The sequence below is a fragment of the Aneurinibacillus tyrosinisolvens genome, from assembly GCF_001015055.1.
Taxonomy (GTDB): Bacteria; Bacillota; Bacilli; order Aneurinibacillales; family Aneurinibacillaceae; genus Aneurinibacillus_A; species Aneurinibacillus_A tyrosinisolvens.
On sequence record NZ_BBWZ01000002.1, the window covers coordinates 92182 to 117594 of the forward strand.

Below are 25413 nucleotides of genomic sequence, written 5' to 3' on the forward strand. Positions count from 1 at the left end.
TTGCTTTATGTGTACTATTTTGTATAAAATAAGAAATACTGGCTACTAGAGATTTTTATCTGAGTATGAAAAAGAAAGCATGGCTTTCTTTTATGATGAATATTTGAGAAGGGAAGTGCCGAGGTTGAGCAATGTATTAAACCTGGAACAGGAAAAAATATCAGAAATGGCAATGGTTGATCTGGCTTACCATTTGCTGGCCCAATCGAAAAAACCTGTCCATTACCGTGATTTATTTAATGAAGTTGCCGAACTCAAGCATATTACAGAAGAGGGCGCAATGGATCTAATTGCCCAGGTGTACACAGAAATCAATCTGGATGGGCGATTCATCTGCCTCGGTGACAACCTCTGGGGCTTAAAGCGCTGGTACCTTGTCGAAACACAGGAAGAATCAGCGGAAGGAAGCCTGCGTGGCAAGTTTGTGCTCGACGACGATGATGACTTCGACGATGATGAAGACCTTGAAGAAGGATACGGCCTGGACGATGACGAGCCGGTTAATAATTTGGATGACGACGACGATAATGATGCAGACGATGATGATGAAGAACTCGATGGTTTTGACGATGAAGCGGAAGAGGAATTAGAAGATGAAGATTTGGATGACGAATCTGAATCGGAAAATGATGAAGATCTTGACAGGAAATAACCGTAACGATAAAATACTTTTTGGGCTTTAAAAGTTAACGAATTGTTTTAGTTATCGAAAACAAAAGTGCCCCTCCGAGAACTCGGTTGGGGAGTGCTTTTGTTTTTTTTATTTTCCGGGTCTTATAGATACGGTTATTTTGTGGAAAAGTATTGATGGGTAAAGAAAGAGGGGTTTATTGTATGGCAAAGTATATATTTGTTACAGGCGGCGTAGTATCCTCCCTTGGAAAAGGAATCACGGCCGCTTCACTTGGTCGCTTACTGAAAAACCGCGGAATGAACGTTACGATCCAGAAGTTTGATCCTTATATTAATGTCGACCCGGGTACGATGAGTCCCTATCAGCACGGCGAAGTTTTCGTAACGGAAGACGGTGCGGAAACGGATCTTGATCTCGGGCATTACGAACGATTTATTGACATTAACCTGAACTCCAACAGCAACGTAACAACCGGGAAAATTTATTCTTCCGTTATTACGAAGGAACGCCGCGGCGATTACCTTGGCGGAACCGTACAGGTTATTCCCCATATCACAAATGAAATTAAGGAACGCGTATTCCGTGCAGGCCGCGAAGCGAATGTAGATGTGGTCATTACAGAAATCGGCGGAACCGTAGGCGATATCGAAAGCCTTCCTTTCCTCGAAGCCATCCGCCAGATTAAGAGCGATGTCGGCCGGGAAAATGTCATGTACATTCACTGTACACTTGTGCCTTATCTCAGCGCTGCCGGTGAAGTGAAAACAAAGCCAACCCAGCACAGCGTAAAAGAACTGCGCAGCCTTGGCATTCAGCCGAACGTTATCGTCTGCCGTACCGAAAAGCCGATATCTCAAGACATGAAGGATAAAATTGCCCTGTTCTGCGATATCGATCCGAAAGCCGTCATTGAATGTGCTGATGCGGACACTCTGTACGAAGTGCCATTGATGCTGAAGGATCAGGGGCTTGATGACTATGTATGCAACCACTTGAACCTGACTTGCCCGGAAGCGGACATGGCGGAATGGAAAGAGCTTCTCCACAAGGTGAAAAACCTTTCCGGAATGACGACCATCGCCATCGTCGGTAAGTACGTTGCGCTGCATGACGCTTACATAAGCGTCGCGGAAGCATTGTACCATGCCGGATATGAGAACGATTCCGATGTAACGATTAAATGGGTAGATGCGGAAGAAGTGGATGCGGGCAACGTCGAAGCGTTACTCGGAGACGTGGACGGCATTCTTGTACCTGGCGGCTTCGGTGACCGCGGTGTGGAAGGAAAGATTGTTGCAACAAAATATGCGCGTGAGAATAAAGTTCCTTTCCTGGGCATCTGTCTCGGCATGCAGGTTGCCGTTATTGAATTTGCCCGCCATGTAGTCGGATTGAAAGACGCGAACAGCTCGGAGATTAATCCCGCGACTTCCTACCCGGTTATTGATCTTTTGCCTGACCAGAAGGACATTGAAAACCTTGGCGGCACAATGCGCCTGGGCCTTTACCCGTGTAAGCTGGAAAAGGGAAGCGATGCGTACAGCTCTTACAGCCAGGAACTCGTATATGAGCGCCACCGCCACCGCTATGAATTCAACAACGAATATAGAGAAGCGCTGAAAAACGCAGGCCTGTCATTCAGCGGAACCTCGCCGGATGGACGCCTTGTGGAAATTATTGAAATAACAGACCACCCATGGTTTGTGGCGAGCCAGTTCCACCCGGAATTCGCATCACGCCCTAATCGTCCACAGCCGCTGTTCCGTGACTTTGTAGGGGCTTCTCTCCGCTTAAAAGGATAATATAAAGCAAAAGTGCAGGGTAGAAACAAACCGCCCCTGCACTTTTTTCTTGCTTGTATAAAAATCTCCCTTTCTTCGCAGAATATTCTAGCAGGAATTCCCCGCTCTTCATCGAACTTTACCTTATATTACGATTGATAAAAAATGGAACCACATAACTGCGTTGCGTTCGGACAAAAAGGGTAAAGGGGATACAAGTATGGAGAATAAAAAGGTTTTGATTGTGGATGATCAGTATGGGATTCGTGTTCTGTTATTCGAAGTATTTGGTAAGGAGGGGTACCAGACATTTCAGGCGGCTAATGGAAAGCAGGCGCTGGAGATTGTCGTGAACGAATCACCGGACCTTGTTATTCTGGATATGAAGATTCCAGGGATGGATGGCCTTGAAATTCTCAAAGAAATTAAGAAGATAGACGCAAGCATGAAGGTCATTATGATGACGGCTTACGGAGAGCTGGATATGATTAAGGAAGCAACCGAATTGGGAGCGCTTACCCATTTCACAAAGCCGTTTGATATTGATGAACTTCGAATGGCGGTCAACAAGCAACTCGCAAGCTAATCTCACATTGTGGTATAATGGATAATGTTTGAGATTACGGACGAGCACAAGGAGGATCCTACATATGCCATTAGTTTCGATGACAGAGATGTTAAATAAGGCGGTAGAGGGCAAATACGCTGTCGGCCAGTTCAACCTGAACAACCTGGAGTTTACCCAGGCCATTCTTCAGGCAGCGGAAGAGGAGAAATCTCCTGTTATCTTAGGAGTAAGTGAAGGCGCTGCTCGTTACATGGGCGGGTTTAAATTAGTTGTAGCCATGGTGAAAGCACTCATGGAAGAGTATAAAGTTACCGTGCCTGTTGCCATCCACCTTGATCACGGTTCATCTTTTGAGAAGTGTGTGGAAGCCATTCAGGCCGGCTTTACTTCCGTTATGATTGACGGATCCCACTACCCGCTGGAACAGAACATCGCGCTCACCAAGAAGGTTGTTGAGGTGGCTCATGCGCTTGGTATATCTGTAGAAGCGGAATTGGGCCGTATCGGCGGACAGGAAGACGATCTTGTGGTTGCCGATGCGGACGCAATGTATGCCATTCCGGCGGAGTGCGATCAGCTTGTGCGTGAGACAGGGGTAGACTGCTTCGCTCCGGCGCTCGGATCGGTTCACGGTCCATACAAGGGAGAGCCGAACCTTGGCTTTGACCGCATGGAAGAAGTAATGAAACTGACAGGTGTGCCGCTTGTGCTCCACGGCGGAACCGGCATTCCAACACACGACATTAAGCGGGCGATTTCACTGGGAACAGCTAAGATTAATGTGAACACGGAAAGCCAAATTACTTCTGCCGCAACCGTTCGCAGGGTACTGGAAGAGAAGCCGAATGAATACGATCCTCGAAAATACCTCGGCCCGGCCCGTGATACCATTAAGGAAACCGTAAAAGGCAAAATCCGTGAGTTCGGAAGCAACAATCGGGCATAATAGTAATAATCACGCAATAGAAGGAGTGGACTATGAAATTCTTTATTGATACAGCGAATGTAGAGGAAATCCGCGCGGTTAACGAGTGGGGCGTACTTGCTGGTGTAACAACCAACCCTTCTCTTGTCGCAAAGGAAGGCCGCGACTTCGTAGAAACCTTAAAAGAGATTATCGATATTGTTGACGGTCCCATCAGTGCAGAGGTCATCAGTCTGGAAGCGGAAGGCATGATTGAAGAAGGGGAAAGGCTGGCTTCTCTCTCTAAAAACATTGTCATTAAACTTCCGATGACGGTTGAAGGTTTAAAAGCCGTAAAATACTTTGCAAAAAAGAAAATCAAGACGAATGTAACGCTCGTATTCTCCGCTACACAGGCATTGCTTGCCGCTCGTGCTGGAGCTACGTACGTATCCCCTTTCCTTGGCCGTCTTGATGATATTGCACAAAACGGACTGGACCTTATCTCGGACATCGTAGAAATTTTCAATATGCATAACATCGACACGGAAATCATTTGTGCAAGTGTACGCCATCCGCTGCATGTAGTGGATTGCGCAAGAATGGGCGCAGACATCGCAACCATTCCGCATAAGATTTTCGAACAGATGGTGAAGCATCCGCTAACGGACAGCGGGATTGAACGTTTCCTCGCGGATTGGGAGAAAGCACAACAAAAATAATAGGTTGAAGAAGCACCTTTTCATTTTTTCGTAGATAAGAAAGTATAACTTTCTTATCTACATAAGGGCAACTAAGGCAATCGTCGGCGCCTATGGCTTGGCGCTAGCCAAGTTTTCTTTATGTTGAAAGGGTGCTTTTTCCCATTGAGTAAGGAGCACCGATCTGTGGAAAAGCTTTTTATAAAAGGTGGACAGAAGCTGCAGGGCAGAATTCAGATTAACGGGGCCAAAAACAGTGCGGTAGCCCTGATTCCCGCTGCAATTCTGGCCGCGTCTGAAGTCATTCTGGACAACTTGCCTGACATCAGTGACGTTCGTGTCTATGGGGAAATTTTGGAGGAGCTTGGCGCAAAGGTCGCGCTTGACGGCGAGACGATGCGTATTGATTCGACAGAGATGCGCCTGAGACCGATGCCGAACGGAAAAGTGAAACAGCTTCGAGCTTCTTATTATTTAATGGGGGCGATGCTCGGGCGGTTCGGCAAAGCGATTATTGGCATGCCCGGAGGCTGTAACTTAGGACCGCGTCCCATTGATCAGCATATCAAAGGATTTGAAGCGCTCGGGGCTGTGCTCACACACGAACAGGGCGCCCTTCATATTCAGGCGGACAAACTGGTCGGAACGAAAATTTATCTCGATGTCGTAAGTGTAGGAGCTACGATTAACATTATGCTTGCGGCCTGCCGTGCCCAGGGGACGACCGTCATTGAGAATGCAGCAAAAGAACCTGAGATCATTGATGTGGCTACGCTTTTAAATGCGATGGGTGCCAGCATTAAAGGAGCGGGAACAGATGTTATTCGCATCAAGGGTGTGGACAGCTTTCACAGCTGCCGCCATTCCATTATTCCCGATCGCATCGAAGCGGGTACATACATGATTGCTGCGGCGGCAACCGGCGGCGATGTTACGATTGATAATATTATTCCCCGGCACCTCGAATCTCTTACAGCAAAATTGCGCGAAATGAATGTGGAGATAGAAGAAGAGGATGATGCCCTCCGGGTAAAGGGGCAGAACGGGTACCGGGCGATTGATATTAAAACGTTGCCATATCCCGGATTCCCTACGGATTTACAACAGCCGATGACAGCACTGTTAACGGCCGCCGAAGGGACAAGCATCGTTACCGACAACATTTACCATGCCAGATTCAAGCACGTTGACCATCTCATCAACATGGGAGCGAAAGTCAAGGTGGAAGGAAGATCCGCTGTGATTGAAGGAAGAACCCCGCTTTATGGTGTGCGCGTAACGGCGACGGATTTGCGTGCCGGAGCGGCGCTTGTTATTGCAGGATTAATGGGGGATGGCGTAACCGAAATCTCAGGGGTTTCTCACATTGACCGCGGCTACTCCAGGCTGGAGGAGAAGCTGATAAGCCTGGGGGCACAGATGTGGAGAGAACGCAAGATAGAAAGTGCATAGAAAGAACGGGGGAAACAGACAATGGAGCGCAGTTTAACAATGGAATTAGTACGGGTTACAGAAGCAGCGGCACTCGCTTCCGCACGCTGGATGGGCCGCGGCAAGAAGGAAGAGGCGGACGATGCGGCCACGACAGCGATGAGAGCCGTTTTTGATACCGTGCCGATGGAAGGCATTGTCGTTATCGGAGAAGGAGAGATGGATGAAGCGCCGATGCTTTATATCGGGGAAAAGCTTGGCCAGGGAAACGGGCCGCAGGTCGATGTGGCGGTGGACCCGCTTGAAGGCACAAACATCGTGGCCAAGGGAACATGGAATGCGCTGACCGTGCTTGCTGTAGCCGACCGGGGCAACCTGCTTCACGCGCCGGATATGTACATGGATAAACTGGCAGTCGGGCCGAAAGCGGCCGGAAAGGTTGACATCAACGCGCCGGTCATTGATAATCTAAAAGCAGTCGCCCAGGCGAACGGCAAAGACATCAGCGACCTCGTTGCCTGTGTCATGGACCGGGAACGCCATGAGAAGCTTATCCATGAAATCCGCGAAGCCGGAGCCCGCATTAAGCTCATTTCAGACGGAGATGTAGCAGGCGCAATCAACACGGCGTTTGAGCATACAGGGGTCGACATCCTATTCGGCATTGGAGGCGCGCCGGAAGGGGTCATCGCTGCGGTTGCTTTGAAGTGTCTTGGAGGGGATTTCCAGGGACGGCTTGTTCCACAAACACAGGAAGAGCTGGACAGATGCAAACAGATGGGGATTATTGACCCTAGCCAGGTACTCCGCATGAATGACCTGGTAAAAGGGGATGATTGTATTTTCGCTGCCACAGGGGTTACAGACGGAGAGCTTCTCCAGGGAGTTCGATTCACCGGTACGAGAGCCACGACGCAATCGCTTGTTATGCGCGCGAAATCAGGAACCGTTCGTTTTATCGAAGGGCAGCACCGTCTTGAGAGAAAACCGGAGTTTGTCGTAAAAGACTAGGCTAATAGATTTGCAAGCTGGATATAATGGGATTAACAATAGATTATTAAGAAAAGTGTGGTGTTTTTTCACTATATGGAAATGAATTTAGCTCAACTTGAGGACAAAAAGTTGACGGAGTTATACAAACTTGCCAAAGAGTTTCAGATTCCTTACTACGGTACATTTAAGAAAAGAGAACTGATTTTTGCGATTCTGCAGGCACAGGCGGAAAAGCAGGGGAACATGTTTATGGAAGGCGTTCTGGAAACCCATTCGGACGGATTCGGTTTCCTCCGCCCTATCAATTATCTGCCGAGCGCGGAAGACATTTATATTTCCGCTTCACAAATTCGCAGATTCGATTTGAGAACAGGGGACAAAGTTTCCGGAAAGGTACGGCCGCCGAAAGAAAACGAGCGATATTTTGGCTTGCTCCACGTGGACGCCGTGAACGGCGAACCGCCTGAAACCTCTTCGGAACGGCTGCACTTCCCGGCGCTTACACCTCTTTACCCTCAGGAAAAAATCGTGCTTGAAACCTCACCTACCAGGATTCCTTCCCGCATTATTGATTTGATATCACCTGTCGGACTTGGCCAGCGCGGTTTGATTGTAGCCCCTCCTAAAGCAGGTAAAACGATGCTGCTCAAGGAAATTGCCAATAGCATTGCTACCAATCATCCTCAAATTGAACTCATTGTTCTTTTAATTGATGAGCGTCCGGAAGAAGTAACGGACATGCAGCGATCTGTCAAAGGGGAAGTGGTGAGTTCAACATTCGATGAACTGCCTGAAAACCATATTAAAGTAGCAGAGCTCGTGCTGGAGCGGGCCATGCGCCTTGTTGAGCACAAAAAAGACGTTGTCATTTTGCTGGATAGTATCACAAGATTGGCCCGTGCCTATAACGTTACGGTACCGGCGAGTGGCCGCACTCTCTCAGGCGGTATCGATCCTGCGGCTTTCCACCGGCCGAAGCGGTTCTTTGGAGCCGCGCGAAATGTGGAAGAAGGCGGCAGCTTAACAATTCTGGCCACGGCTCTTATCGAAACCGGATCGCGTATGGATGACGTCATTTATGAAGAATTCAAAGGAACGGGAAATATGGAGCTTCACCTTGACCGCAAGCTGGCGGAACGCCGCGTCTACCCGGCCATTGATATTCGCCGCTCCGGAACACGCCGGGAAGAACTCCTCTTCGGAAAAGAAGAACTGGATAAAATTTGGGCGCTCCGCAAGTCCATCCATGACAACAATGAATTTACGGAAGCATTCATCAAACGCCTCGCCGATACGAAGACAAATCAGGATTTCCTTGATGCTATTGTGATTGATAATGTGAAAAAAGGTGCCGTAAAAGTAAGATAATTCTACTAAACAAGCCCTCCCGGACATATAGATGATAGAGGAATTAAAGGGGGGGCAACAATGAATGAATGGCAGGCATTGATTCTTGGAATGATTCAAGGGTTAACGGAATTTCTGCCGGTTAGCAGCACCGGGCATCTTTTTCTAGGCCGGCATTTATTCGGGCTGGACGAAGCTGGCCTGTTTCTTGATACGATGCTTCATATCGGTACACTGTTTGCCGTCCTGGCTGTTTATAAGGATGACGTTCTGTACATGCTGAGGAGGCCGCTGAGCCGGCTGACGGGGCTCGTTGTTGTCGGTACGATACCCGCTGTTGTAATTGGACTTATGTTTGAGGACTTTTTTGATGCTATTTCAAAAACCGGCTCCACGATAGGATATGAGTTTCTTGTCACAGGCTGTGTTCTCTGGATGGCGGAGCGCTGGAAGAACGGATACAAAGAGATGGAAGATATCTCGTACGGCGATGCGCTCTTTATCGGGACGTTCCAGGCGGCAGCCATTATGCCGGCGCTCTCCCGCTCCGGGCTTACGATTGCGGCTTCTCTTTTCCGCCGGATTGATAAGGCGGCGGCCGCACAGTTTTCTTTTCTTTTATCCATTCCGGCCATTGCCGGAGGGATCGTGCTTCAGGGTGCGAAGCTTGTCACCGGTGAGAGCGGAGAAGCGATCGGGCTGATGCCCCTTCTGATAGGAACCCTTTCCTCCGCCTTCTTCGGCTATATTGCCGTCCGCTGGATGATTGGCGTTCTTAAGCGCGGCTCTCTTAAAGGCTTCGCCATCTATGTCTGGATCCTTGGCTTTTTTATCATCGCAGCGCAGGTAACGAGAAGCTTTTAATTAGTAACTGTGTTAAAAAAAGAGCATTGCCCGGTTATAAAGGGTAATGCTCTCTTTTTGTTACGGCAGTGGAAAATGTATGTCACTTTAAAGTGGTAAAGGATGATTCATCCTATAGTGATCTTACCTTCAGAGTAGCGGAAATGCTCCTTCTTTCTATCGATACTGAGCGCAAAAGCAACGGTGAGTGGGCCGACCCTTCCTGCGAACATAACGAAGGAAACAAGGATTTTCCCAAACATCGTGAGATGAGGAGTAAGCCCCATGGATAAGCCTACCGTGCCGAATGCGGACGTTGTTTCGAATAAAACTGTAAGGAAATCGGCTTTCTCCGTAATACAGAGGATCATCGTTGCTCCAAGGACGAGAAAGACAGCGGCAAAGGTAATTGTCAGTGCCTTGTGCACTTTGCTTTCGTCCACACGCTGTTTGAAGAATACAACATCGCGGCGGCCGCGAATCATCGCCCAAACAGCCCCGAGAAGCGTGACGAAGGTCGTTGTCTTAATCCCGCCTCCTGTAGAGCCCGGCGAAGCCCAATAAACATCAGGATGACCATCAAAAACAGAGTGGCCTGGTGCATATCACCAATCGGAGGGTATTCGCCCCGTCTGTCCGGGTACAGACAGATTGGAAAAATGAACCGAGTATCTTTCCGGCCCAGTCGAGAGAAGCAAGTGTTTTCGGGTTCGTGTACTCCATAGCAAAAATAAGAAGCGCTCCGAAGAAAACGAGGAAGGCGGTTGACGTGAGCACGACTTTCGTATGCATCGACAGCTTGTGCCGGTTGTGAAAATCGGTCAGCTCTGCAATAACGATGAAGCCGATCCCGCCGGCAATAATCAGGATCATAATGACGATGTTGACAATCGGGTCGCTTACATACGGCGTCAGACTTCTAAATCCTCCAACTAAGTCAAAGCCTGCATTATTAAAGTTGGAAACAGAGTGGAAAATACCGAAATATATCCCCCTTGATACTCCCATATCCGGAATCCAGCGGAGCGCCAAAATGAGCGCCCCAACTCCCTCGAAGATGATAGTGAAAAGAAGGACCCGTTGAACAAGTTTTACGATTCCCTCGAGCGTCAACTGGTTTAATGACTCTTGAATGAGCAGGCGCTGCCGCAGCGAGATTTTTCTTCCAATAACGAGGGCGAACAGGGTTGCCATCGTCATAAATCCAAGTCCGCCAACCTGGATTAAGGTCAAAATCGTAAGCTGGCCGAACATCGTGAATGCCGTTCCGGTATCGGCAACAACGAGCCCTGTTACACATGTAGCGGACGTAGCGGTAAACAGAGCGTTAACAAAAGAAAGCCCTCTTCCATCCGGTGTGGCGATAGGGAGCATCAGAAGGAAGGCCCCGACAAGGATAATCGCCGCGAAGCCGATAACGAGCATCTGCGCGGGATTTATGGATGTCAGGGAAAAACAGGCTGCTTTCTCTTATACGGTAGGTTTGACATTAGTTACACCTCAATGGAATAGAAAGTAAGTTCTTAATATATATGACGATAGTATCCGACAAATAGGTACAGCGCAATCTTTGACTTTTTTACCACCGTTCGCTTATAATAATTCGGATGTACCTGTAATCATATAAACGAATCAATAGTGAGGAGTTTTGATATATATGTATCTTGTTTATGCTGATGGAAAGGACCAGGTGTACGAGCACGCCGAGCTGTTTGGTCTCGGGCGCAGCGGAGATACGTTGATGGAAATTCTTGAAGAAGAACTCATTCCGCTGCCAGAGGGTGCTACACTCGTAAGCCTTCCATCCTGTAACCCGGTCGGCCTGAATCCGGAAACAGGCGAAATGATTCGCCTCGATGAATTTCAGGCTGTAGGAGCACTCCTTCCTCAGGGATTCACACGTCTTATGTTTCCCGGATATGTGAAGGAAAGTAAGGAAGAAAAACTTCCGCTTTTTGGATATACAGCGGTTGTTTGGCATAATGACGGATTTTATGTAGCTGCAGAGCCGACAGATGAACCATATAAATGGAACCCGGTAAACTTTCCTATGACTGATTTGGAAGGAAAGGTAAAGGAAGTACTTGCACAGTACCCGGAAAATCGGGTATTTAATCACCTGAGCAACTGCACGCTTGGATATGAGTGCTTGACCGCATCCAATACATTCCTGAACCGCTGGGAAGCCGGCCTGCCCGTTTCGTTCTCCTGCAATGCGGGCTGCTATGGCTGTATTTCAGAGCAGCCGGATGACAGCGGATTTCCGGCTCCGCAGACTCGAATGAACTTTAAGCCGACGGTTGACGAGCTTGTAGAGGTGATGCTCCACCACCTGCAAACACCGGAATCGATTATTAGCTTTGGCCAGGGGTGTGAAGGTGAACCATCCACCCAGGCGGCGATTATTACGCAGGCAATGCGGCGCATACGTGAGCAGACACAGACCGGGTTCATCAATATTAATACGAATGCAGGCCTAACAGACCACATTAAGGCCATTGTAGATGCGGGCCTTGATTTAATGCGCGTGAGCACAATCAGTGCGATCGATGAGCATTATAACGCCTACTACCGCCCGCGCGGCTACACGCTCCAGAATGTGGAGAAGTCGGCGGCCTATGCGAGCAGCAAAGGCGTATACACTTCCATTAATTATCTCGTATTCCCGGGGGTGTTTGACCGGGAAGAAGAAATGGAAGCCATGATTGAATTTATCAGGCGCTCGGGAATCCGTCTCATTCAAATGCGCAATCTTAACATCGACCCGGACAGCTATCTGTCCATGATCCCGCCGGCGAAAGGCGAGATTTTCGGAATGAAGCAGGCGATGGAAATTTACCGCCAGGAACTGCCCGATGTTATCCTTGGCTCATATACGCACGTTCCGCCTGTACAGTTTCAGGAACTGCGCAAAGCATCTTTAAATAAATAATAAATGTTTGCAATATGTAAAACGACGTGCTATAATTCATTTATGTGCTTTATTGTAACTCTGTTTCGTAAAGATTCAGGGCAGAAAGAGGTGAAAGTAATGAAACCGGAAATCCATCCAGATTATAAGTTAACAAAAGTTACTTGTGCTTGTGGTAACGAGTTCGAAACCGGCTCAGTAAAAGAAAACTTGCGCGTGGAGGTTTGCTCCGAATGCCATCCTTTCTATACTGGTAAACAAAAGTTCCTCGATGCTGGCGGACGTGTAGATCGTTTCAAGAAGAAATACAATATGAAATAATAAAAATGATAGACGGACAGGCTTATGCTTGTCCGTTTTTATTTATTATTAAGGTTTTTGATACATATTTACTTATATATAATTAGATACTATAATATAATTAGTTTAAAAGGAAATAAGATGAATGGAGGTTTTTAGATGAAAAGGAGAAGCATTAGCCGCGTATGGACAGTCCGTCATGAACAACAAAGCCCGATCCATAAAGTCGGCCAGGTTCTTTCGCCAGGAGATTGGAAAGAGCTTGACCCTTTTCTATTCCTTGCCGAAGATTGGTTTCAGCATGGCGTCTTTGATTTTCACCCGCACCGTGGCATCGAGACAGTAACGTATGTCATTGAGGGCACGCTGGAGCATTATGACAATCATGGCGGCCAAGACAAACTGGGGCCTGGAGACGCACAGTGGATGACAGCAGGAAGCGGAATCATTCACAAAGAAACGGCGGCTCCAGGGGACACTGTCCACAGCCTGCAACTGTGGGTGAATCTCCCGCGCTCCAACAAGCTGGCGCAGCCTCGCTACCAGAATCTCCACGCTAAAGATATGCCGGTGCGCCGTGAAGAGGGGGCACTCGTCCGCATTTTTTCCGGGTCATCTGCAGGCGTTACGGCCGGCACGCTAAATTACACGCCAATCACGATGGTAGAGATACAGCTGGAGCCGGGTGCGACGGTAGTGCAGGACCTCCCCGGAAGCTACAACGGTTTTATGTATATACTTGAAGGCAGTGGGTATTTTGGTGCGAACGAAACAAGAGGAACGAAAAACCAGGGGTTATGGCTCGGTTCTGCTGATGGTTCGGAGGAGAGCGAGATATCGATCCGCGCGGAAGAAAAGCTTCGCGTCCTGCTTTATGCAGGCGAGCCGATTAAAGAACCTGTCGTCGCCTACGGTCCGTTCGTAATGAATACAGAAGAAGAAATCAGGCAAGCATTCGTTGACTACCGCGAGGGAAAATTTGATTAAGTTTAACATAGAAGTTTAAAGATTTTATTAGCACTCCTGCAAATTTATTTGTGGGAGTGCTTTTTTATCGCATAAACCAGATGTTACTTTAAAGTAATAGGGAAAAAGACCGCAAGGTTAAAAATGTTAGAAAAAAGGGAGAGCAGTCCACGCAGACCGGCCTTCCTGACCCAGCGGAAGCTCCCGGAGAGCAGAACAAGCCCGCAATTGTCTCCATCCTCGAACTACCCAGATGTTTTGCGGGCTCTGCTCGCAGGGAGGTGGAGCGGACAGTTCTTCCTTCCTCGCGGAAGGGAAAGGCAAGTAGACTGAACTCCCTTTTTTCGCTTTTTTGCACATTTTCATGTTTACCCCCCCAAAATTCGGGGTAGAGTTTCGTATTAATATATTAAATAATATAATTATTCTGAAAAGGAGGGATGAAAGGCTTCTTTATTACCCAAAGAGTACGCGTACGTATTCGTATCGAAAGGGGCGAAAGGAAAAGGTGCTTGAAGCAAAGCAGTATGTACATAAACTCGACCTAAAAGCAGATAACCCCGAAGATCGCCTGCTAGCAGCGGCCATTCACGTATTTTCCGAGAAGGGATACTACGAATCAAGTGTCGACGATATCGTTTCTGAGGCAAAGGCTTCCAAAACGACATTCTATAAGTATTTTCAGAACAAAGAAGACATGTTGATTCAAGTTTTTCAGCGGTTGGCGTCTTTGATGGGGGAACGTGTGGAAAAAGCGCTCCTCCATACACCGAAGAACGCTGCACGAACATTTGCGGGAATACGTGCCTACCTGGAGACTTGCTTCGAATACAGGGAACTCGCGCGCCTGCTGCTTATTGATACGGTAGGAGTCAGCAGGCGGCTTGAACAGGTTAGAAGAGAAGCACACACTTATTTTGCCTCTATCTTTTTTGAAGAATTGCAGAAAGGGTTAAAGGGCGGTTTTGTCACATCAGAGGAAGCCAGAATTGTCTCGCGTGCAATGGTTGGAGCAGTAAATGAAGTGGTGCTTACGGTAATAGACAAACAGCAGGAACCGAACATCCATAATTTAACCGAAGTCCTTTCATCCATGCTTACTCGATATTTGAAAAACATTCCACATAACGAAATAGGGGGATCATTATGAAAAAACTCGGTGTAGCTACAACGGCGGTCTTTTTATCCTTATCTCTTACAGCAGGACCTGCAGCCGCCGCAGGGCTAACAGACGGACTGCTGAATAATCTTCCCATTGCGGGTAGTGTGCTGAATGCGGGAGCTCAGGCAGCGGGCGCGGCACAGAATAGCAGTGCTCCGGATACAAGCAGCCTTTCAGGATTAGGCGATGCACTAAATGGTGGCAGTCTCCTGGATGCAAGCAGCCTTACCGGCGGAAATAACGTACCGGGTCTGAGCGATTTGCTAAACAACCTGAGTCCGAATCCTGTTATCCAGGGGAAAAACGGGCTGAGTATGACAACAGATCGTGCGATTATTTTTGCGGGTGTTCCGAACTTCAACACGTTGAAAATCACAGTAAACTATTCCGCCGTTGAGGCCGGAACGTTATCCGTAAAAATCCCTGCAGGCGCTAAAGTATCCAGCAATGGCGGGGGCAAAGAGAGCAATGGTACATTAACATGGAGCGTTGATCCGAAAACGAAAAGTACGGGCGCATTTTCGTATGCGCTTACATTTGACGGAACCGGTACAACTGGATCTTCCATTATGAATAATATGACCCATACCGCTTCCTTAATTTCTAATGGAAACAAGCAACTGGCAACCGCGACAGCACAAACCCAGGTGATTAATCCAGGTTCCGGCGTTGAAGAACGTCCCCGCTATGTATATGGGTACACGGATAAAACCTTCCGTCCCGACTCCAAATTGACCCGTGCGGAAGGTGTAGCGGTGGCTGTTCGTATTATTTTCCCGGGATTCGACAGGAAGCTGCCGCAGAAGCAGTTGTTTAAAGACGTAAAACCGAATTACTGGGCTGCCCAGGATATAACAAAAGCTGTGGCGGAAGGATTAATCTCCGGCAATGCGGATGGAACGTTCCAGCCGGATAAGCCAATGACTCGTGGAGAATATATGACCCTTCTTGCCCACGCATTGATGAAAACCCCAACGAGCAGTGCAAGCATTCCATACCCGGATGTGAAGGGTGAGGAGTTGAAAAATGCAGTTGGCTTACTTCAAGAGCTAAACATGCTGAGCGGGTTGCCGAACGGTACACTGGGAGTTGATTTGACGCTTACCCGCAAGGAAATGGTCGTTATGACGAACAAAGTTGTTCTTCGTTTGCCTCTCGACAACAGCGGCAAAGCAACCTACAAAGACGTTGCTCCTTCTGCCTGGTATTACGGAGATGTAGAAGCCGCTTCCGCAGCGAAGAAGTATGCCCGCAACCCGCTGCCCGGCAGCTTGCTTGGAGGGGTTGGAACGCCGCTCGGCCAGTAAAGTAACGGATCGTTTATAAGGAAAGCAGGCGGTAAGCTGGCTCCACCGCCTGCTGATTCTATAAGGTAAGGGAGGGAAGGCAGGCGTGGTGAAGAGACGTGTACGAAAAGTTGCGATTAACAGTCTTATTGTTATCGGCCTTATGTATGGGACAGCGCTCGGCGTTTCGAAAGCGGCGGAAACGAAGCCGGATCTTAAGAAATTCGATATTATTGGGAGACTTAAAGCCATTAATGGCAATAACGAATCTCTCAGTAAAACGAACATGGAAATTGTACGGAATATGAAAGCTGTCGATGAACAGGTGGGAAAAACAGGGCAGGTTGCCGCCCGGCTCAAAGATGTGAATGGCGGATTGGGAAAACAGGAAAACACGCTGAATGCGCTTATCCCCGTAACGGCGGACCAGGTAACGTTGAGCACTAATTTAAAAGGGCTAAGCGTAACGATTAACGGAAATATGAAAACGATTTCAAACGTATCGATGAAACAAGATCAGGAATTAAAACGAATGAATCGTGTAGTGCAAGATGCACGCAGCAAGCTGGAAAGCGTAATGAAGGGCAATGAAGCGATTAATCAGAAGCTTGGTACTGCGGCGGACAAAACCCGCCAAATTGAACAGTCTATTCCTTAAAAGGGGCGGGAGGTCGCGAGATGATTAAAAAACTGGCAGGAATACTAGGCGTCCTCGTTTTAAGCGGACTACTCATTAATTCAATGTTAATGACATTTTATTTAAAGAAAATTGATAGCGGACTTAACGAAAATCTGCATTCAGTAAGAGCCCTTGGCCAGCTGCAGAAATCGATTATTGATAAAAACGGGGAACTTACTGGCATGATTGGTACAATCGGTCAAATAGACGGCGGGCTTGATGCAGCCATCGATCGTACGTCAAGGCTGCTCGTTCTTCTTACACAGGTTGTTAATTTGAATGCGGATACACTTCAGATTAACAATGCCATGGAACAATCCTCCCTTCAGTCGGGTGCAACCATTACGAGCGTAAATCAATCATTGAAAACGGTCGGGCCATATACGGCCCAAATGAAGGGATATCTGGAAAGCCTGAAGAAAACCGCTGCATCCGATGCACAGAAGATGAATGATATCCGTCAAAGTGCCGAACGCATGAATCAAAAACTTCCGGGAGGTCCATAGGATGGAGCACGCAAAAGTATTGGAAGAAAAAGTTGTACCGATTCGGGAGGATAAGGAAGCCGGTGAAGCACCAAAGAAGCAGGCGTCTTTCCCGATTCTCGGCATTCTCATTATGCTTATTCTACTTGCTCTTGCGGGAAATACCCTGTTTCAGCTGCAGCTCGGCAAGGCGATTCACAGTAAAGCCCAGCAGCTTGATCAAGGCCTGGTAGAATCAGCCGCACTTTCGGAAAAAATGAATGGTCAACTCGCACTTATTTCTCAATTGAACGAAGCAACGACCAGGCTGAATACGAAACTGGGCAGAGTCAAAGGCAATACACAGGGAATGCATGGAGAAATTGCACGCCTTGACAAAGTCGTGGCGGGGATCGGTACGGTCGTAGCAAAAATCAATGGCAACACGAAGGCGACAAAAGAACAGCTTGTGGAAATTAACCGTACTTTAAATGAAAGCGCAGCGATGCTGGACCAAATGGTACAGGTTAATAATGATGTAGCTGGATCACTAAAACAGATTCAGTCAGTACAGCGGCAAATTAATGCTAGCTTAAGCCGAATGAATGATAAAACGAAAATTCTGGAACAAACTGCCGTTCTGGAAAAGTTAAAAATTTTGAAATAGGAGGTGCTCCATGAAAGTATTGCCGGTAAAGAAAAGTGTGGTGACGGTTGTCCTGGCAATCGCGATTATGATGCTTGGATCTGTCGCTTTGGCTGCCAGCATAAATGAGAAGAAAATGATGAGTGCCATGCATGAATTGGACATTATCGGCCTTACCGATGAACTTGTCGGGCTTACGGGAAACATGCTGGATGACACAAACAATCTTTCCGGTAAAATCGGCGAGGTCGGACATAGTCTATCAATGCTCGACGTTCAAAAAGATGAATTGTCAAAACAGGTGCAGACAAACGGTGAGATTATCGGACAGCTCGATAAGCAGCTTGAATTGAATAAGGAAGCACGCGGATTGATGCAGCAAATCCTCTCCATTCAGGGGGAGACACAACAGTTAACAACCAACGTAGCAGGGCAAGCGTCCACTGCAACAGGGCAGGTTGTCAAGACAGCTGATCAATTGGCCGGTGTAGGGACCACGACGGGACAGATGAACGCATCAACCGTAAAACTCTCAAACCAGCTCGATCAGCTCAACCATGAACTCGGACTTGCGGCTGACAGCTTCCGCCTTGTCGGCAAGTTAACGGCACTGCTTAATGCGCTTCCAATTCCGGTTGGGGATACGGTACGCAGCGTCGCAAACACAGCCCAAAAAACAGTTCAAAACGCTGGAAAAACAGTGAACGATCTGGTGAAAAACCCAACGGATGTGAACAAAACGGCAGGAAATGTAGGAAAAACAGTGAATGACACTGTCAGCGGGGTAACCGATACGGTTGGAAAGGTATTGCCAGGAGTTATTGGAGGGAACAAACAGAAGGAACCAGGCCAGGGTACGGAAAATAAGCAGGAAGAGAGCAAGGGACTGCTCCCTGGACTGAAACTCCCGCTGCTGGGCGGCTCCGGCGAATGAGGAAGACAGAAGGAGGGAGGTAAGTTTATGATGGCCATGTTGAAAATCGGCGTGTTCCTTGTGAGCGTTTTATCGCTGGCTGTCTTTGGCTGGGGGACGTACAACCAGATTAAAGGGCAGGCGGAAACGAATAAAGAAATGAAAAAAGTAGCGCAAAATATTAAAAAGGCGGACGCCTTAACGAGTATTACAGTTCAAAGCCTCCAACCGCTCGAGGAGACGGCAAAAACGATTCAAACGATGAATGGCGGCTTGACGACTACAGCCAGGCTGCTTACGGAGATGAACATAGGCCTTGGCAGTGTAACAAAGGGGGAGCAGGTTATTATACAGAACCTCACAGCCCTTAATGGAACAACAAACGGTGTTCTTTCGCAGTTACAGGCGGTCTCAACAGGAAGCGGAAAGCTGGTGGGAAGTACCGGAAAAATGCAGGGGCAAGTCCAAAGTGAATCTGCTTCCATGCAAGGCTTGAACGGCCTTACCGATGAATCAATTGCGGAGATGCGCAAGCTGAACAAGAAATTCTCCCTGCTGAGGTCGCTGCCATGATCGGAACCGGATTTTTCATAACATGTGTGCTCATCATTCTGTTCTCTGTTATTCGTTTCGGTGTCGCTTATTTTCGCGGCGAACCCGGCCATTTGAAGTGGCTCGTCCCTATCCCCGTAACCGGCGTGGTCTATATTGCCTTCCTGTTTCTTGCATTTTTGATAGGTTGGTAGCATACAATTGGTCCTTTCGAAACTTCTTCTTTCGGTTTAATATGAATAAGTCGGGAGGAGAATGAAGAAATGGCACAGCTATATTTTAGATACGGTACAATGAACAGCGGAAAATCGGTTGAGATTTTGAAGGTTGCCCACAATTATGAAGAGCAGGGAAAAAAGGTGATGATTTTCACCTCCATTATCGACAATCGCTATGGCAGAGGATATGTCGCTTCGCGTATTGGAATTAAACGGGAAGCAACGATCATTGATGATAATACGGACATAAAAAAGCAGGTTACGATGCGTATCGGGGGCCGGCCCGACTGCGTGCTTGTCGATGAAGGCCAGTTTCTCAAAAAACACCACGTCATTCAACTGACGGAAATCGTCGATGAGCTTGGCATCCCCGTCATCGTATACGGATTGAAAAACGACTTTTCCAACCAGTTATTCGAGGGCAGTGAGGCGCTTCTGCTGTATGCCGATAAGCTTGAGGAAATTAAAACGATTTGCTGGTTCTGCAACAAAAAAGGAACGATGGTGCTGCGTGTAAAGGATGGAATTCCCGTCTATGAAGGAGAGCAAATTCAAGTAGGCGGAAACGACAGCTATATCCCCGTGTGCCGGAAGTGCTATAAACATCCGGCAGGCATGCAGCTGGACATTGCACTGCCATAGATATTTTTAATGAGTAGAGGGAAGGCACATTTCTGGTGCTTTCCCCTTCCTTATATTTTTTATCTCTTCCTTTGGGATTTGACTCACAAGCAGATCTTGACTATAATTATAATGTTAAGCATTTTTGAAATTGAGGTGAAGAAACCGTGCTACAGCGATTAGAATCAGTTGTTGAGCGGTACGACCGACTTACGCATCTTTTATGTGATCCGCAGATTATGAACGATCCGGCGAAACTGCGTGAGTATTCGAAAGAACAATCCGACATAGAAGAAACGGTACAGGCGTACCGCGAATATAAAGAAACAGTACAGCAGCTCCAGGATGCTAAAGACATGCTGGAAGAAAAGCTGGATGATGAAATGCGGGAAATGGTCAAGATGGAAGTGAGTGAACTCGAGGAAAAGCGTGATGAACTCGAAGAACGTATCCGTGTTTTACTTCTCCCGAAAGACCCGAACGATGACAAAAACGTTATTGTTGAAATCCGAGGCGCGGCAGGCGGCGACGAAGCGGCCCTGTTTGCGGCTGATTTGTACGAAATGTACACCCGCTATGCGGCGAAACACCGCTTTAAAGTGGAAATTCTTGAAGCGAACTATACCGACATTGGCGGTTACAAAGAGGTTATTTTCTCTGTTAACGGAAAAGGCGCCTACAGTCGCTTGAAGTTTGAGAGTGGTGCACACCGCGTACAGCGTATTCCTTCCACTGAATCTGGCGGTCGTATTCATACGTCAACGGCTACAGTTGCCGTTCTTCCTGAAGCGGAAGAAGTCGAAGTGGAAGTGAACGACAATGACATTCGCGTTGACTTGTTCTGCTCCAGCGGCGCCGGCGGACAGAGCGTTAACACAACGAAATCAGCCGTGCGTTTAACACACGTACCGACCGGAATCGTTGTTACGTGCCAGGATGAGAAATCACAGCACAAAAATAAAGACAGAGCGATGCGCGTGCTTCGCGCGCGCCTTTTTGATAAATTCCAGCAGGAAGCCCAGGCGGAATATGCGGATTTGCGTAAATCAACCGTAGGTACGGGTGACCGGAGTGAACGTATTCGTACGTATAACTTCCCACAAAGCCGTATAACGGATCACCGCATTGGCCTGACACTGCATAAGCTCGATCAAGTGCTGAATGGAGAAATGGACGAAATTATCGATGCTCTCATTCTCCATGATCAGACTGAACTTATGCGGAATGCGGAAGGCGCGTAATAAAATGAGCACAATGAAGATACGGGAAGCCTTGCAGAAGGCTTCTCGTTTTTTACAGGAAAAACAAATAGAGGATGCCCTTTTTCTCGCCGAGTATGCCATTCGCTACGTACTGGGCTGGGACCGTACCCGCCTTTTTTCCAACATGTCACAGGAGCTGGGTGATGCGGAATGGGAAAAGGTACGCGAAGTTATCGAGCGGAGAGCTGCCGGTGAGCCGATGCAATACATTACAGGGGAGCAGGAATTTTATGGGCTCGATTTTATCGTGAATCCTTCTGTGCTCATCCCGCGTCCGGAGACGGAGCTTCTAGTAGAAGAAATTTTAAATCAGGCAAAGGAATTGTGGCCGGCATCAGCCCCTCTTTTGGTTGCCGATATTGGGACAGGAAGCGGAGCTATTGCGGTTACCCTGGCTGTTCACGGCAATAATAATTGGACCTATAGAGCCGTCGATATTGCACAGGAATCGCTTAATACGGCAAAGCGCAATGCGGAGCGCCACGGTGTAGCGGAGAAAATCGCCTTTCTACAGGGAGATTTGCTCGCTCCTCTGCTTGATGGACAGCGAAAAGTGGACATTCTTGTATCAAACCCGCCGTATATTCCTTCACATGATGTAACGGAATTGGATACCCAGGTAAAGGACCATGAGCCGCTCCGGGCGCTTGACGGTGGGGAGGATGGTTTTGATTTCTACCGACGGTTAGTGGCCGGCCTTCCTGCTGTATTGAAGGAAAAAGCGCTTGTCGGCTGGGAAGTCGGGATTCATCAGGCGGATACGGTTTGCCGGTGGCTGGAAGATACGGGGCTTTTCGAGAGGGTCAATATTGTGAAGGATTTAGCCGGCATCCCTCGGCATGTACTTGCTGTGCGAAAATAAAGTTGTAATAAATTGTAAAAATATCCCAAATCCATCTTGTATTCTGTTATAATAATTAAAAGATAATGGACGAGGAGCTGGTAGGGAAATGAGTGAACAACTCCTGCAGCAAATTCTTGAAAAGTTAAATGATTTAGGCACCGGACAACAGGAACTGGGAAAAGAAATGAATCGTCGGTTCGAAGAAGTGAACGAAAGATTCGAGCTGGTTGACCGCCGATTTGAAGAAGTAAACGAGAGATTTGAACAGGTTGACCGTCGATTTGAAGAGGTAAACGAGAAGTTCGAACAGGTCGACCGAAGGTTTGAAGAGGTAAACCAGAGGTTTGAGCGGGTCGACCGCCGATTTGAAGAAGTAAACGAGAAGTTCGAGCAGGTCGACCGAAGGTTTGAAGAGGTAAACCAGAGGTTTGAGCGGGTCGACCGCCGATTGGAGACAGTCGATCACCAGTTTGGACAAGTCCATATACGGCTGGATAAAATCAATCAGCATATTACCGAAATGACAGACGAAATTAGGGTAGTCCGTGAACAGACAGCACAGGCAAGCGAACTGCAGGCCCCAATAAACGACATTCAAAAACAGGTCGACGGACTGGAAGTTGACGTCAAAATTCTCAAAAAGATAGTAATCAACCAGTAAAGAAAACTGTAAAACTATCAAATCATGCGTTTACCTTTCCCCCTTCCTGCCCATACTGGTGAACAGGGAGAGGAAAGGGTGAGAAAATAATGAAGAAATTTTATCTGCTATTTTTTAGTTTATTTATTTTACTAATGAATTGGGAAAGCCAGAAGGAAGTGCTCGCTATTTTTACGCAAAGCGCTGTACCTTCTCAATCGATACGCCTGCGGATTCTTGCGAACAGCGATTCTCCGGAAGACCAGCAGTTGAAGCGCCAGGTTCGCGACAAGGTTATTGCCTCCGTTGGGAAATGGGCGGACACATCGGATACGCTCGCTAACGCGCGGATTATCATAGGCAATCACCTGCCTGAACTGCAAAATCTAGTAAATGAAACAATAAAGGAAAAGGGATTTCAGTACCCGGCCCGCGTCGAATTGACCATGGCGGATTTTCCTACTAAAATGTACGGTACGCAGGTTTTCCCTGCAGGAAAATATGAAGCAGTCCGGATTACAATTGGGCAAGCCGAAGGACAAAACTGGTGGTGTGTACTGTTCCCGCCGCTCTGCTTTGTGGATATCTCCAACGGTGATGCTGTCGCACAAAAGGATAGCGAAAAGACAAAGCAAACTCAAGAAACAAAGCAGCCCGAAAAGAAGCAGGAAGAACCTCAAGTTCGCTTTTTCCTCGTAGAGTTATTTAACAAAATATTCTCATAAAATTTAATTGTAAACAGTAAACAACTCTGCCGGGCAGGCAGGGTTGTTTACTGCTTTTAAAGGAATTTGTACAATAGCCCACGAATAAAAGGACGAGGTGAATTTGATGGATGCTTTTATTAGCACGGTTGTATTTATAGTCTCAGGTTTCTTAGCTTATTTTTGGTTACAATCCTTGGGTGTAAATCCTGTAGTTAAACATACAGTTCCTGAATTTACAGCTATCTCTGCACTGCTTTAGCTGCCCGTATCAACTGTGTCATTAATATTTTATAATATCTTTTCTTACACCATTAGCCTTGTTTATCCGTTGCAAGCAATCTGGTATATGAGTGCTTCAAAGCATCCGTAGGGTGCTTTTTCTTTTGTGTAATGTTACAACCGAACCAGTGAAACGTAAGCGTACACTTAACGCTTTATCTAATGTCATTTCACAGGTTGGCTCGCAACGTTAAAAATTCGCGTTACAGAAGGAGCATAATCCCCCCTGCCGAATGGGTAGTAGGGGGGATTATCATGATTTTGGGAAAGGCACTAGATCTTAAAGCGGATGTCGGTTTATTGAATACGTTAGCTTTGAAGTTATGTATATGGCTTGTTGGACTTATTATTTTTATTACTATTGTCGAATTGTTTGTACCTAAATGGCTCCGAGGCATTACTCATGCTGCTACACTGCTTTTTGGGATTTATGTGTTCTCTGTTTGGGTTAGTTAAGCATCCTTCGGGGTGCTTTTATTTTCGGACCAGAAAGTATATGCTGCTTTAAAGTCATAAAGCAGGATTTCTTCCATGGGACCGTGATGTTTTCCCCACTATACACAACTCATCAACCGCATTTATCAACAAGTTATTCACATTATGTGGATAAGTGTGCAGTTGCAATCAAAATAAAGACAGGCTATAACTAAAAAGAGTATATTTCTAGTAGAATTGAGGATTTTACCATGAACCAAAAAACAAAATACTGGCATGTGGATAATACTGTGGACGATTGGCTTGCTTATCCACAAGCTCAGCAGGCAGTAAAAGAAGCCGCGGAGTTACTACAGCGAAATGAACTGGTTGCTTTTCCGACCGAAACGGTATATGGCCTCGGCGGAAACGGCCTTGTGGATAAAACCGTAGAGAAAATTTACATAGCAAAAGGAAGACCGAGCGACAATCCGCTTATCCTGCATATTGCAGAAGAAGAACAACTTGAGCAGCTTGCCGAGGAAGTTCCACCGCTCGCCCGCGCGTTAATGGAAGCATTCTGGCCCGGACCCCTTACGCTTGTACTGCCGAAAAAAGCAGGCGTTGCGCAGCGGGCTTCTGCAGGGCTGGATACAATCGCTGTCCGGATGCCGGATCATCCCCTTGCGCTTGCCCTTATTCGCGCTGCCGGCCTTCCCATCGCTGCGCCCAGCGCCAACCTATCAGGGCGGCCGAGCCCTACAACAGGGCGGCACGTACAGGAAGACCTGGAAGGAAGGATCGCCGGAATTCTTGACGGAGGGCCAACCGGAATCGGGGTTGAATCAACGGTTGTAGACGTGACTGGAGAAGTTCCGCTCATTCTGCGGCCAGGAGGAATTACCGCTGAGCAAATCGCGGACATTACAGGTGAAGTAGCTGTTGATCCGGGGCTCACTGTGGAAGGTGCTGCGCCCAGATCGCCGGGAATGAAGTACCGGCACTATGCGCCTGAGGGAGAAATGTGGCTCGTTACAGGCGCGAACGTGGAGGCAATGGCAGAAATGATCCGCCGCCACGCGGACGAAGCGAGAAGAGAAGGGAAGAAGGTAGGCATTCTTGCGACACGGGAATCGGCTTCTTTCTATAACAAAAATGATATCGTGCTTGCCTGTGGAGAACGCGCGAGCCTTATCAGCGTGGCCCAGCATCTATACGACGTGCTGCGCCGTTTTGACGAAGAAAAGGTTGATTTGATTTTTGCGGAAACATTCCTGGAAAACGGGGTAGGGGCGGCCGTAATGAACCGCCTGAATAAAGCGGCAGGCGGAAAAAGGCTGTAGAATC

General features: G+C 47.7%; 29 protein-coding genes and 1 pseudogene. 28 read left to right on the forward strand and 2 right to left on the reverse strand.

From position 1 onward, the window contains the following. Nucleotides 1-124 precede the first annotated feature (124 nt). The 9 genes from rpoE to MBEAL2_RS02465 all read left to right on the forward strand — a co-directional run bounded on the left by rpoE (nucleotide 125) and on the right by MBEAL2_RS02465 (nucleotide 9223). The gene (gene rpoE / locus MBEAL2_RS02425; RefSeq protein ID WP_047150749.1) at nucleotides 125-652 is read left to right on the forward strand and encodes a DNA-directed RNA polymerase subunit delta; all 528 of its coding nucleotides are present in this window, start codon (nucleotides 125-127) and stop codon (nucleotides 650-652) included. Between the two features lie 182 nt (nucleotides 653-834). Continuing rightward, nucleotides 835-2436 (forward strand): CTP synthase, encoded by a 1602-nt coding sequence (pyrG, locus tag MBEAL2_RS02430; RefSeq protein WP_047150750.1) that lies wholly within the window; start codon nucleotides 835-837, stop codon nucleotides 2434-2436. A 199-nt stretch (nucleotides 2437-2635) separates the two neighbouring features. After that, nucleotides 2636-3001, forward strand: a complete 366-nt coding sequence (locus MBEAL2_RS02435) for a response regulator (protein ID WP_047150751.1) — start codon at nucleotides 2636-2638, stop codon at nucleotides 2999-3001. Nucleotides 3002-3065: 64 nt separating this feature from the next. Next, nucleotides 3066-3929, forward strand: a complete 864-nt coding sequence (gene fba, locus MBEAL2_RS02440; RefSeq protein ID WP_047150752.1) for a class II fructose-1,6-bisphosphate aldolase — start codon at nucleotides 3066-3068, stop codon at nucleotides 3927-3929. A gap of 32 nt (nucleotides 3930-3961) precedes the next feature. Beyond that, nucleotides 3962-4609 (forward strand): fructose-6-phosphate aldolase, encoded by a 648-nt coding sequence (fsa, locus tag MBEAL2_RS02445; RefSeq protein ID WP_047150753.1) that lies wholly within the window; start codon nucleotides 3962-3964, stop codon nucleotides 4607-4609. A gap of 165 nt (nucleotides 4610-4774) precedes the next feature. Then, nucleotides 4775-6040 carry a UDP-N-acetylglucosamine 1-carboxyvinyltransferase gene (gene murA / locus MBEAL2_RS02450; RefSeq protein WP_047150754.1) on the forward strand — a complete coding sequence of 422 codons (1266 nt, stop codon included), beginning with the start codon at nucleotides 4775-4777 and terminating at the stop codon, nucleotides 6038-6040. Nucleotides 6041-6061: 21 nt separating this feature from the next. After that, nucleotides 6062-7030 (forward strand): class II fructose-bisphosphatase, encoded by a 969-nt coding sequence (glpX, locus tag MBEAL2_RS02455; protein WP_047150755.1) that lies wholly within the window; start codon nucleotides 6062-6064, stop codon nucleotides 7028-7030. An 81-nt stretch (nucleotides 7031-7111) separates the two neighbouring features. Continuing rightward, on the forward strand, nucleotides 7112-8380 hold the full coding sequence (gene rho / locus MBEAL2_RS02460; protein ID WP_173427691.1) for a transcription termination factor Rho: 1269 nt from the start codon (nucleotides 7112-7114) through the stop codon (nucleotides 8378-8380). A 60-nt stretch (nucleotides 8381-8440) separates the two neighbouring features. Next, nucleotides 8441-9223: an undecaprenyl-diphosphate phosphatase gene (locus tag MBEAL2_RS02465; protein ID WP_047150757.1), complete on the forward strand. Its 783-nt coding sequence runs from the start codon at nucleotides 8441-8443 to the stop codon at nucleotides 9221-9223. Nucleotides 9224-9330: 107 nt separating this feature from the next. Here the strand turns inward: MBEAL2_RS02465 and MBEAL2_RS02470 are convergent. Further along, nucleotides 9331-10627: pseudogene (locus MBEAL2_RS02470) on the reverse strand (TrkH family potassium uptake protein). A 232-nt stretch (nucleotides 10628-10859) separates the two neighbouring features. Between MBEAL2_RS02470 and MBEAL2_RS02475 the strand changes: the two are divergent. The 3 genes from MBEAL2_RS02475 to MBEAL2_RS02485 all read left to right on the forward strand — a co-directional run bounded on the left by MBEAL2_RS02475 (nucleotide 10860) and on the right by MBEAL2_RS02485 (nucleotide 13400). Further along, nucleotides 10860-12134, forward strand: coding sequence for a radical SAM family protein (locus MBEAL2_RS02475; protein ID WP_047150758.1), 1275 nt, complete (start codon nucleotides 10860-10862; stop codon nucleotides 12132-12134). 99 nt (nucleotides 12135-12233) lie between these two features. Then, nucleotides 12234-12434 (forward strand): 50S ribosomal protein L31, encoded by a 201-nt coding sequence (gene rpmE / locus MBEAL2_RS02480; RefSeq protein WP_047150759.1) that lies wholly within the window; start codon nucleotides 12234-12236, stop codon nucleotides 12432-12434. 138 nt (nucleotides 12435-12572) lie between these two features. Next, the gene (locus tag MBEAL2_RS02485) at nucleotides 12573-13400 is read left to right on the forward strand and encodes a pirin family protein (RefSeq protein ID WP_047150760.1); all 828 of its coding nucleotides are present in this window, start codon (nucleotides 12573-12575) and stop codon (nucleotides 13398-13400) included. 126 nt (nucleotides 13401-13526) lie between these two features. Here the strand turns inward: MBEAL2_RS02485 and MBEAL2_RS30940 are convergent, their stop codons facing one another. Then, a complete protein-coding gene (locus MBEAL2_RS30940; protein ID WP_047150761.1) occupies nucleotides 13527-13745 on the reverse strand; it encodes a hypothetical protein in 219 nt (72 codons plus the stop codon). Between the two features lie 142 nt (nucleotides 13746-13887). Between MBEAL2_RS30940 and MBEAL2_RS02495 the strand changes: the two genes are divergently transcribed. The 16 genes from MBEAL2_RS02495 (at nucleotide 13888) to MBEAL2_RS02560 (ending at nucleotide 25409) form a co-directional block, all read left to right on the forward strand. Then, the gene (locus MBEAL2_RS02495; protein WP_047150762.1) at nucleotides 13888-14529 is read left to right on the forward strand and encodes a TetR/AcrR family transcriptional regulator; all 642 of its coding nucleotides are present in this window, start codon (nucleotides 13888-13890) and stop codon (nucleotides 14527-14529) included. Then, complete coding sequence (locus MBEAL2_RS02500) at nucleotides 14526-15848, forward strand: S-layer homology domain-containing protein (RefSeq protein ID WP_047150763.1); 1323 nt, start codon at nucleotides 14526-14528, stop codon at nucleotides 15846-15848. The genes MBEAL2_RS02495 and MBEAL2_RS02500 overlap by 4 nt, the downstream gene beginning before the upstream one ends. An 85-nt stretch (nucleotides 15849-15933) precedes the next feature. After that, nucleotides 15934-16485: a hypothetical protein gene (locus MBEAL2_RS02505; protein ID WP_047150764.1), complete on the forward strand. Its 552-nt coding sequence runs from the start codon at nucleotides 15934-15936 to the stop codon at nucleotides 16483-16485. A gap of 20 nt (nucleotides 16486-16505) precedes the next feature. After that, nucleotides 16506-17012 (forward strand): hypothetical protein, encoded by a 507-nt coding sequence (locus tag MBEAL2_RS02510; protein WP_047150765.1) that lies wholly within the window; start codon nucleotides 16506-16508, stop codon nucleotides 17010-17012. Nucleotide 17013: 1 nt separating this feature from the next. Then, nucleotides 17014-17637: a hypothetical protein gene (locus MBEAL2_RS02515; protein ID WP_047150766.1), complete on the forward strand. Its 624-nt coding sequence runs from the start codon at nucleotides 17014-17016 to the stop codon at nucleotides 17635-17637. A 10-nt stretch (nucleotides 17638-17647) separates the two neighbouring features. Further along, entirely contained in the window at nucleotides 17648-18550 is a 903-nt protein-coding gene (locus MBEAL2_RS02520) for a hypothetical protein (protein WP_047150767.1), read from the forward strand. A gap of 27 nt (nucleotides 18551-18577) precedes the next feature. Continuing rightward, nucleotides 18578-19102 (forward strand): hypothetical protein, encoded by a 525-nt coding sequence (locus MBEAL2_RS02525; RefSeq protein WP_047150768.1) that lies wholly within the window; start codon nucleotides 18578-18580, stop codon nucleotides 19100-19102. Next, on the forward strand, nucleotides 19099-19275 hold the full coding sequence (locus tag MBEAL2_RS31535; protein WP_161798151.1) for a hypothetical protein: 177 nt from the start codon (nucleotides 19099-19101) through the stop codon (nucleotides 19273-19275). Before MBEAL2_RS02525 ends, MBEAL2_RS31535 begins: the two co-directional genes overlap by 4 nt. 69 nt (nucleotides 19276-19344) lie before the next feature. Beyond that, nucleotides 19345-19941, forward strand: a complete 597-nt coding sequence (locus MBEAL2_RS02530; RefSeq protein ID WP_047150769.1) for a thymidine kinase — start codon at nucleotides 19345-19347, stop codon at nucleotides 19939-19941. A 146-nt stretch (nucleotides 19942-20087) separates the two neighbouring features. After that, a complete protein-coding gene (prfA, locus tag MBEAL2_RS02535; protein ID WP_047150770.1) occupies nucleotides 20088-21161 on the forward strand; it encodes a peptide chain release factor 1 in 1074 nt (357 codons plus the stop codon). 4 nt (nucleotides 21162-21165) lie between these two features. After that, nucleotides 21166-22044, forward strand: a complete 879-nt coding sequence (gene prmC, locus MBEAL2_RS02540) for a peptide chain release factor N(5)-glutamine methyltransferase (RefSeq protein ID WP_236692666.1) — start codon at nucleotides 21166-21168, stop codon at nucleotides 22042-22044. Nucleotides 22045-22132: 88 nt separating this feature from the next. Continuing rightward, complete coding sequence (locus MBEAL2_RS02545) at nucleotides 22133-22687, forward strand: hypothetical protein (RefSeq protein ID WP_052947382.1); 555 nt, start codon at nucleotides 22133-22135, stop codon at nucleotides 22685-22687. Nucleotides 22688-22776: 89 nt separating this feature from the next. After that, entirely contained in the window at nucleotides 22777-23391 is a 615-nt protein-coding gene (gene spoIIR, locus MBEAL2_RS02550) for a stage II sporulation protein R (RefSeq protein WP_047150771.1), read from the forward strand. Nucleotides 23392-23497: 106 nt separating this feature from the next. After that, the gene (locus MBEAL2_RS33465) at nucleotides 23498-23632 is read left to right on the forward strand and encodes a hypothetical protein (RefSeq protein WP_269082435.1); all 135 of its coding nucleotides are present in this window, start codon (nucleotides 23498-23500) and stop codon (nucleotides 23630-23632) included. Between the two features lie 275 nt (nucleotides 23633-23907). Next, nucleotides 23908-24108 carry a hypothetical protein gene (locus tag MBEAL2_RS02555; RefSeq protein ID WP_047150772.1) on the forward strand — a complete coding sequence of 67 codons (201 nt, stop codon included), beginning with the start codon at nucleotides 23908-23910 and terminating at the stop codon, nucleotides 24106-24108. A 230-nt stretch (nucleotides 24109-24338) separates the two neighbouring features. Further along, nucleotides 24339-25409: an L-threonylcarbamoyladenylate synthase gene (locus MBEAL2_RS02560; protein WP_047150773.1), complete on the forward strand. Its 1071-nt coding sequence runs from the start codon at nucleotides 24339-24341 to the stop codon at nucleotides 25407-25409. Nucleotides 25410-25413 lie beyond the last annotated feature (4 nt).

Coding starts and splice junctions, on each gene's coding strand:
- MBEAL2_RS02560 (WP_047150773.1), top strand. CDS start 24,339: ATGAACCAAAAAACAAAATACTGGCATGTGGATAATACTGTGGACGAT.
- MBEAL2_RS33465 (WP_269082435.1), top strand. CDS start 23,498: ATGGATGCTTTTATTAGCACGGTTGTATTTATAGTCTCAGGTTTCTTA.
- MBEAL2_RS02510 (WP_047150765.1), top strand. CDS start 16,506: ATGATTAAAAAACTGGCAGGAATACTAGGCGTCCTCGTTTTAAGCGGA.
- MBEAL2_RS02435 (WP_047150751.1), top strand. CDS start 2,636: ATGGAGAATAAAAAGGTTTTGATTGTGGATGATCAGTATGGGATTCGT.
- MBEAL2_RS02485 (WP_047150760.1), top strand. CDS start 12,573: ATGAAAAGGAGAAGCATTAGCCGCGTATGGACAGTCCGTCATGAACAA.
- MBEAL2_RS02500 (WP_047150763.1), top strand. CDS start 14,526: ATGAAAAAACTCGGTGTAGCTACAACGGCGGTCTTTTTATCCTTATCT.
- MBEAL2_RS02530 (WP_047150769.1), top strand. CDS start 19,345: ATGGCACAGCTATATTTTAGATACGGTACAATGAACAGCGGAAAATCG.
- MBEAL2_RS02515 (WP_047150766.1), top strand. CDS start 17,014: ATGGAGCACGCAAAAGTATTGGAAGAAAAAGTTGTACCGATTCGGGAG.
- glpX (WP_047150755.1), top strand. CDS start 6,062: ATGGAGCGCAGTTTAACAATGGAATTAGTACGGGTTACAGAAGCAGCG.
- MBEAL2_RS02465 (WP_047150757.1), top strand. CDS start 8,441: ATGAATGAATGGCAGGCATTGATTCTTGGAATGATTCAAGGGTTAACG.
- rho (WP_173427691.1), top strand. CDS start 7,112: ATGAATTTAGCTCAACTTGAGGACAAAAAGTTGACGGAGTTATACAAA.
- spoIIR (WP_047150771.1), top strand. CDS start 22,777: ATGAAGAAATTTTATCTGCTATTTTTTAGTTTATTTATTTTACTAATG.
- MBEAL2_RS30940 (WP_047150761.1), bottom strand. CDS start 13,745: ATGAAAATGTGCAAAAAAGCGAAAAAAGGGAGTTCAGTCTACTTGCCT.
- MBEAL2_RS02475 (WP_047150758.1), top strand. CDS start 10,860: ATGTATCTTGTTTATGCTGATGGAAAGGACCAGGTGTACGAGCACGCC.
- rpmE (WP_047150759.1), top strand. CDS start 12,234: ATGAAACCGGAAATCCATCCAGATTATAAGTTAACAAAAGTTACTTGT.
- MBEAL2_RS02545 (WP_052947382.1), top strand. CDS start 22,133: ATGAGTGAACAACTCCTGCAGCAAATTCTTGAAAAGTTAAATGATTTA.
- pyrG (WP_047150750.1), top strand. CDS start 835: ATGGCAAAGTATATATTTGTTACAGGCGGCGTAGTATCCTCCCTTGGA.
- MBEAL2_RS31535 (WP_161798151.1), top strand. CDS start 19,099: ATGATCGGAACCGGATTTTTCATAACATGTGTGCTCATCATTCTGTTC.
- MBEAL2_RS02525 (WP_047150768.1), top strand. CDS start 18,578: ATGATGGCCATGTTGAAAATCGGCGTGTTCCTTGTGAGCGTTTTATCG.
- MBEAL2_RS02520 (WP_047150767.1), top strand. CDS start 17,648: ATGAAAGTATTGCCGGTAAAGAAAAGTGTGGTGACGGTTGTCCTGGCA.
- MBEAL2_RS02555 (WP_047150772.1), top strand. CDS start 23,908: ATGATTTTGGGAAAGGCACTAGATCTTAAAGCGGATGTCGGTTTATTG.
- prmC (WP_236692666.1), top strand. CDS start 21,166: ATGAGCACAATGAAGATACGGGAAGCCTTGCAGAAGGCTTCTCGTTTT.
- fba (WP_047150752.1), top strand. CDS start 3,066: ATGCCATTAGTTTCGATGACAGAGATGTTAAATAAGGCGGTAGAGGGC.
- fsa (WP_047150753.1), top strand. CDS start 3,962: ATGAAATTCTTTATTGATACAGCGAATGTAGAGGAAATCCGCGCGGTT.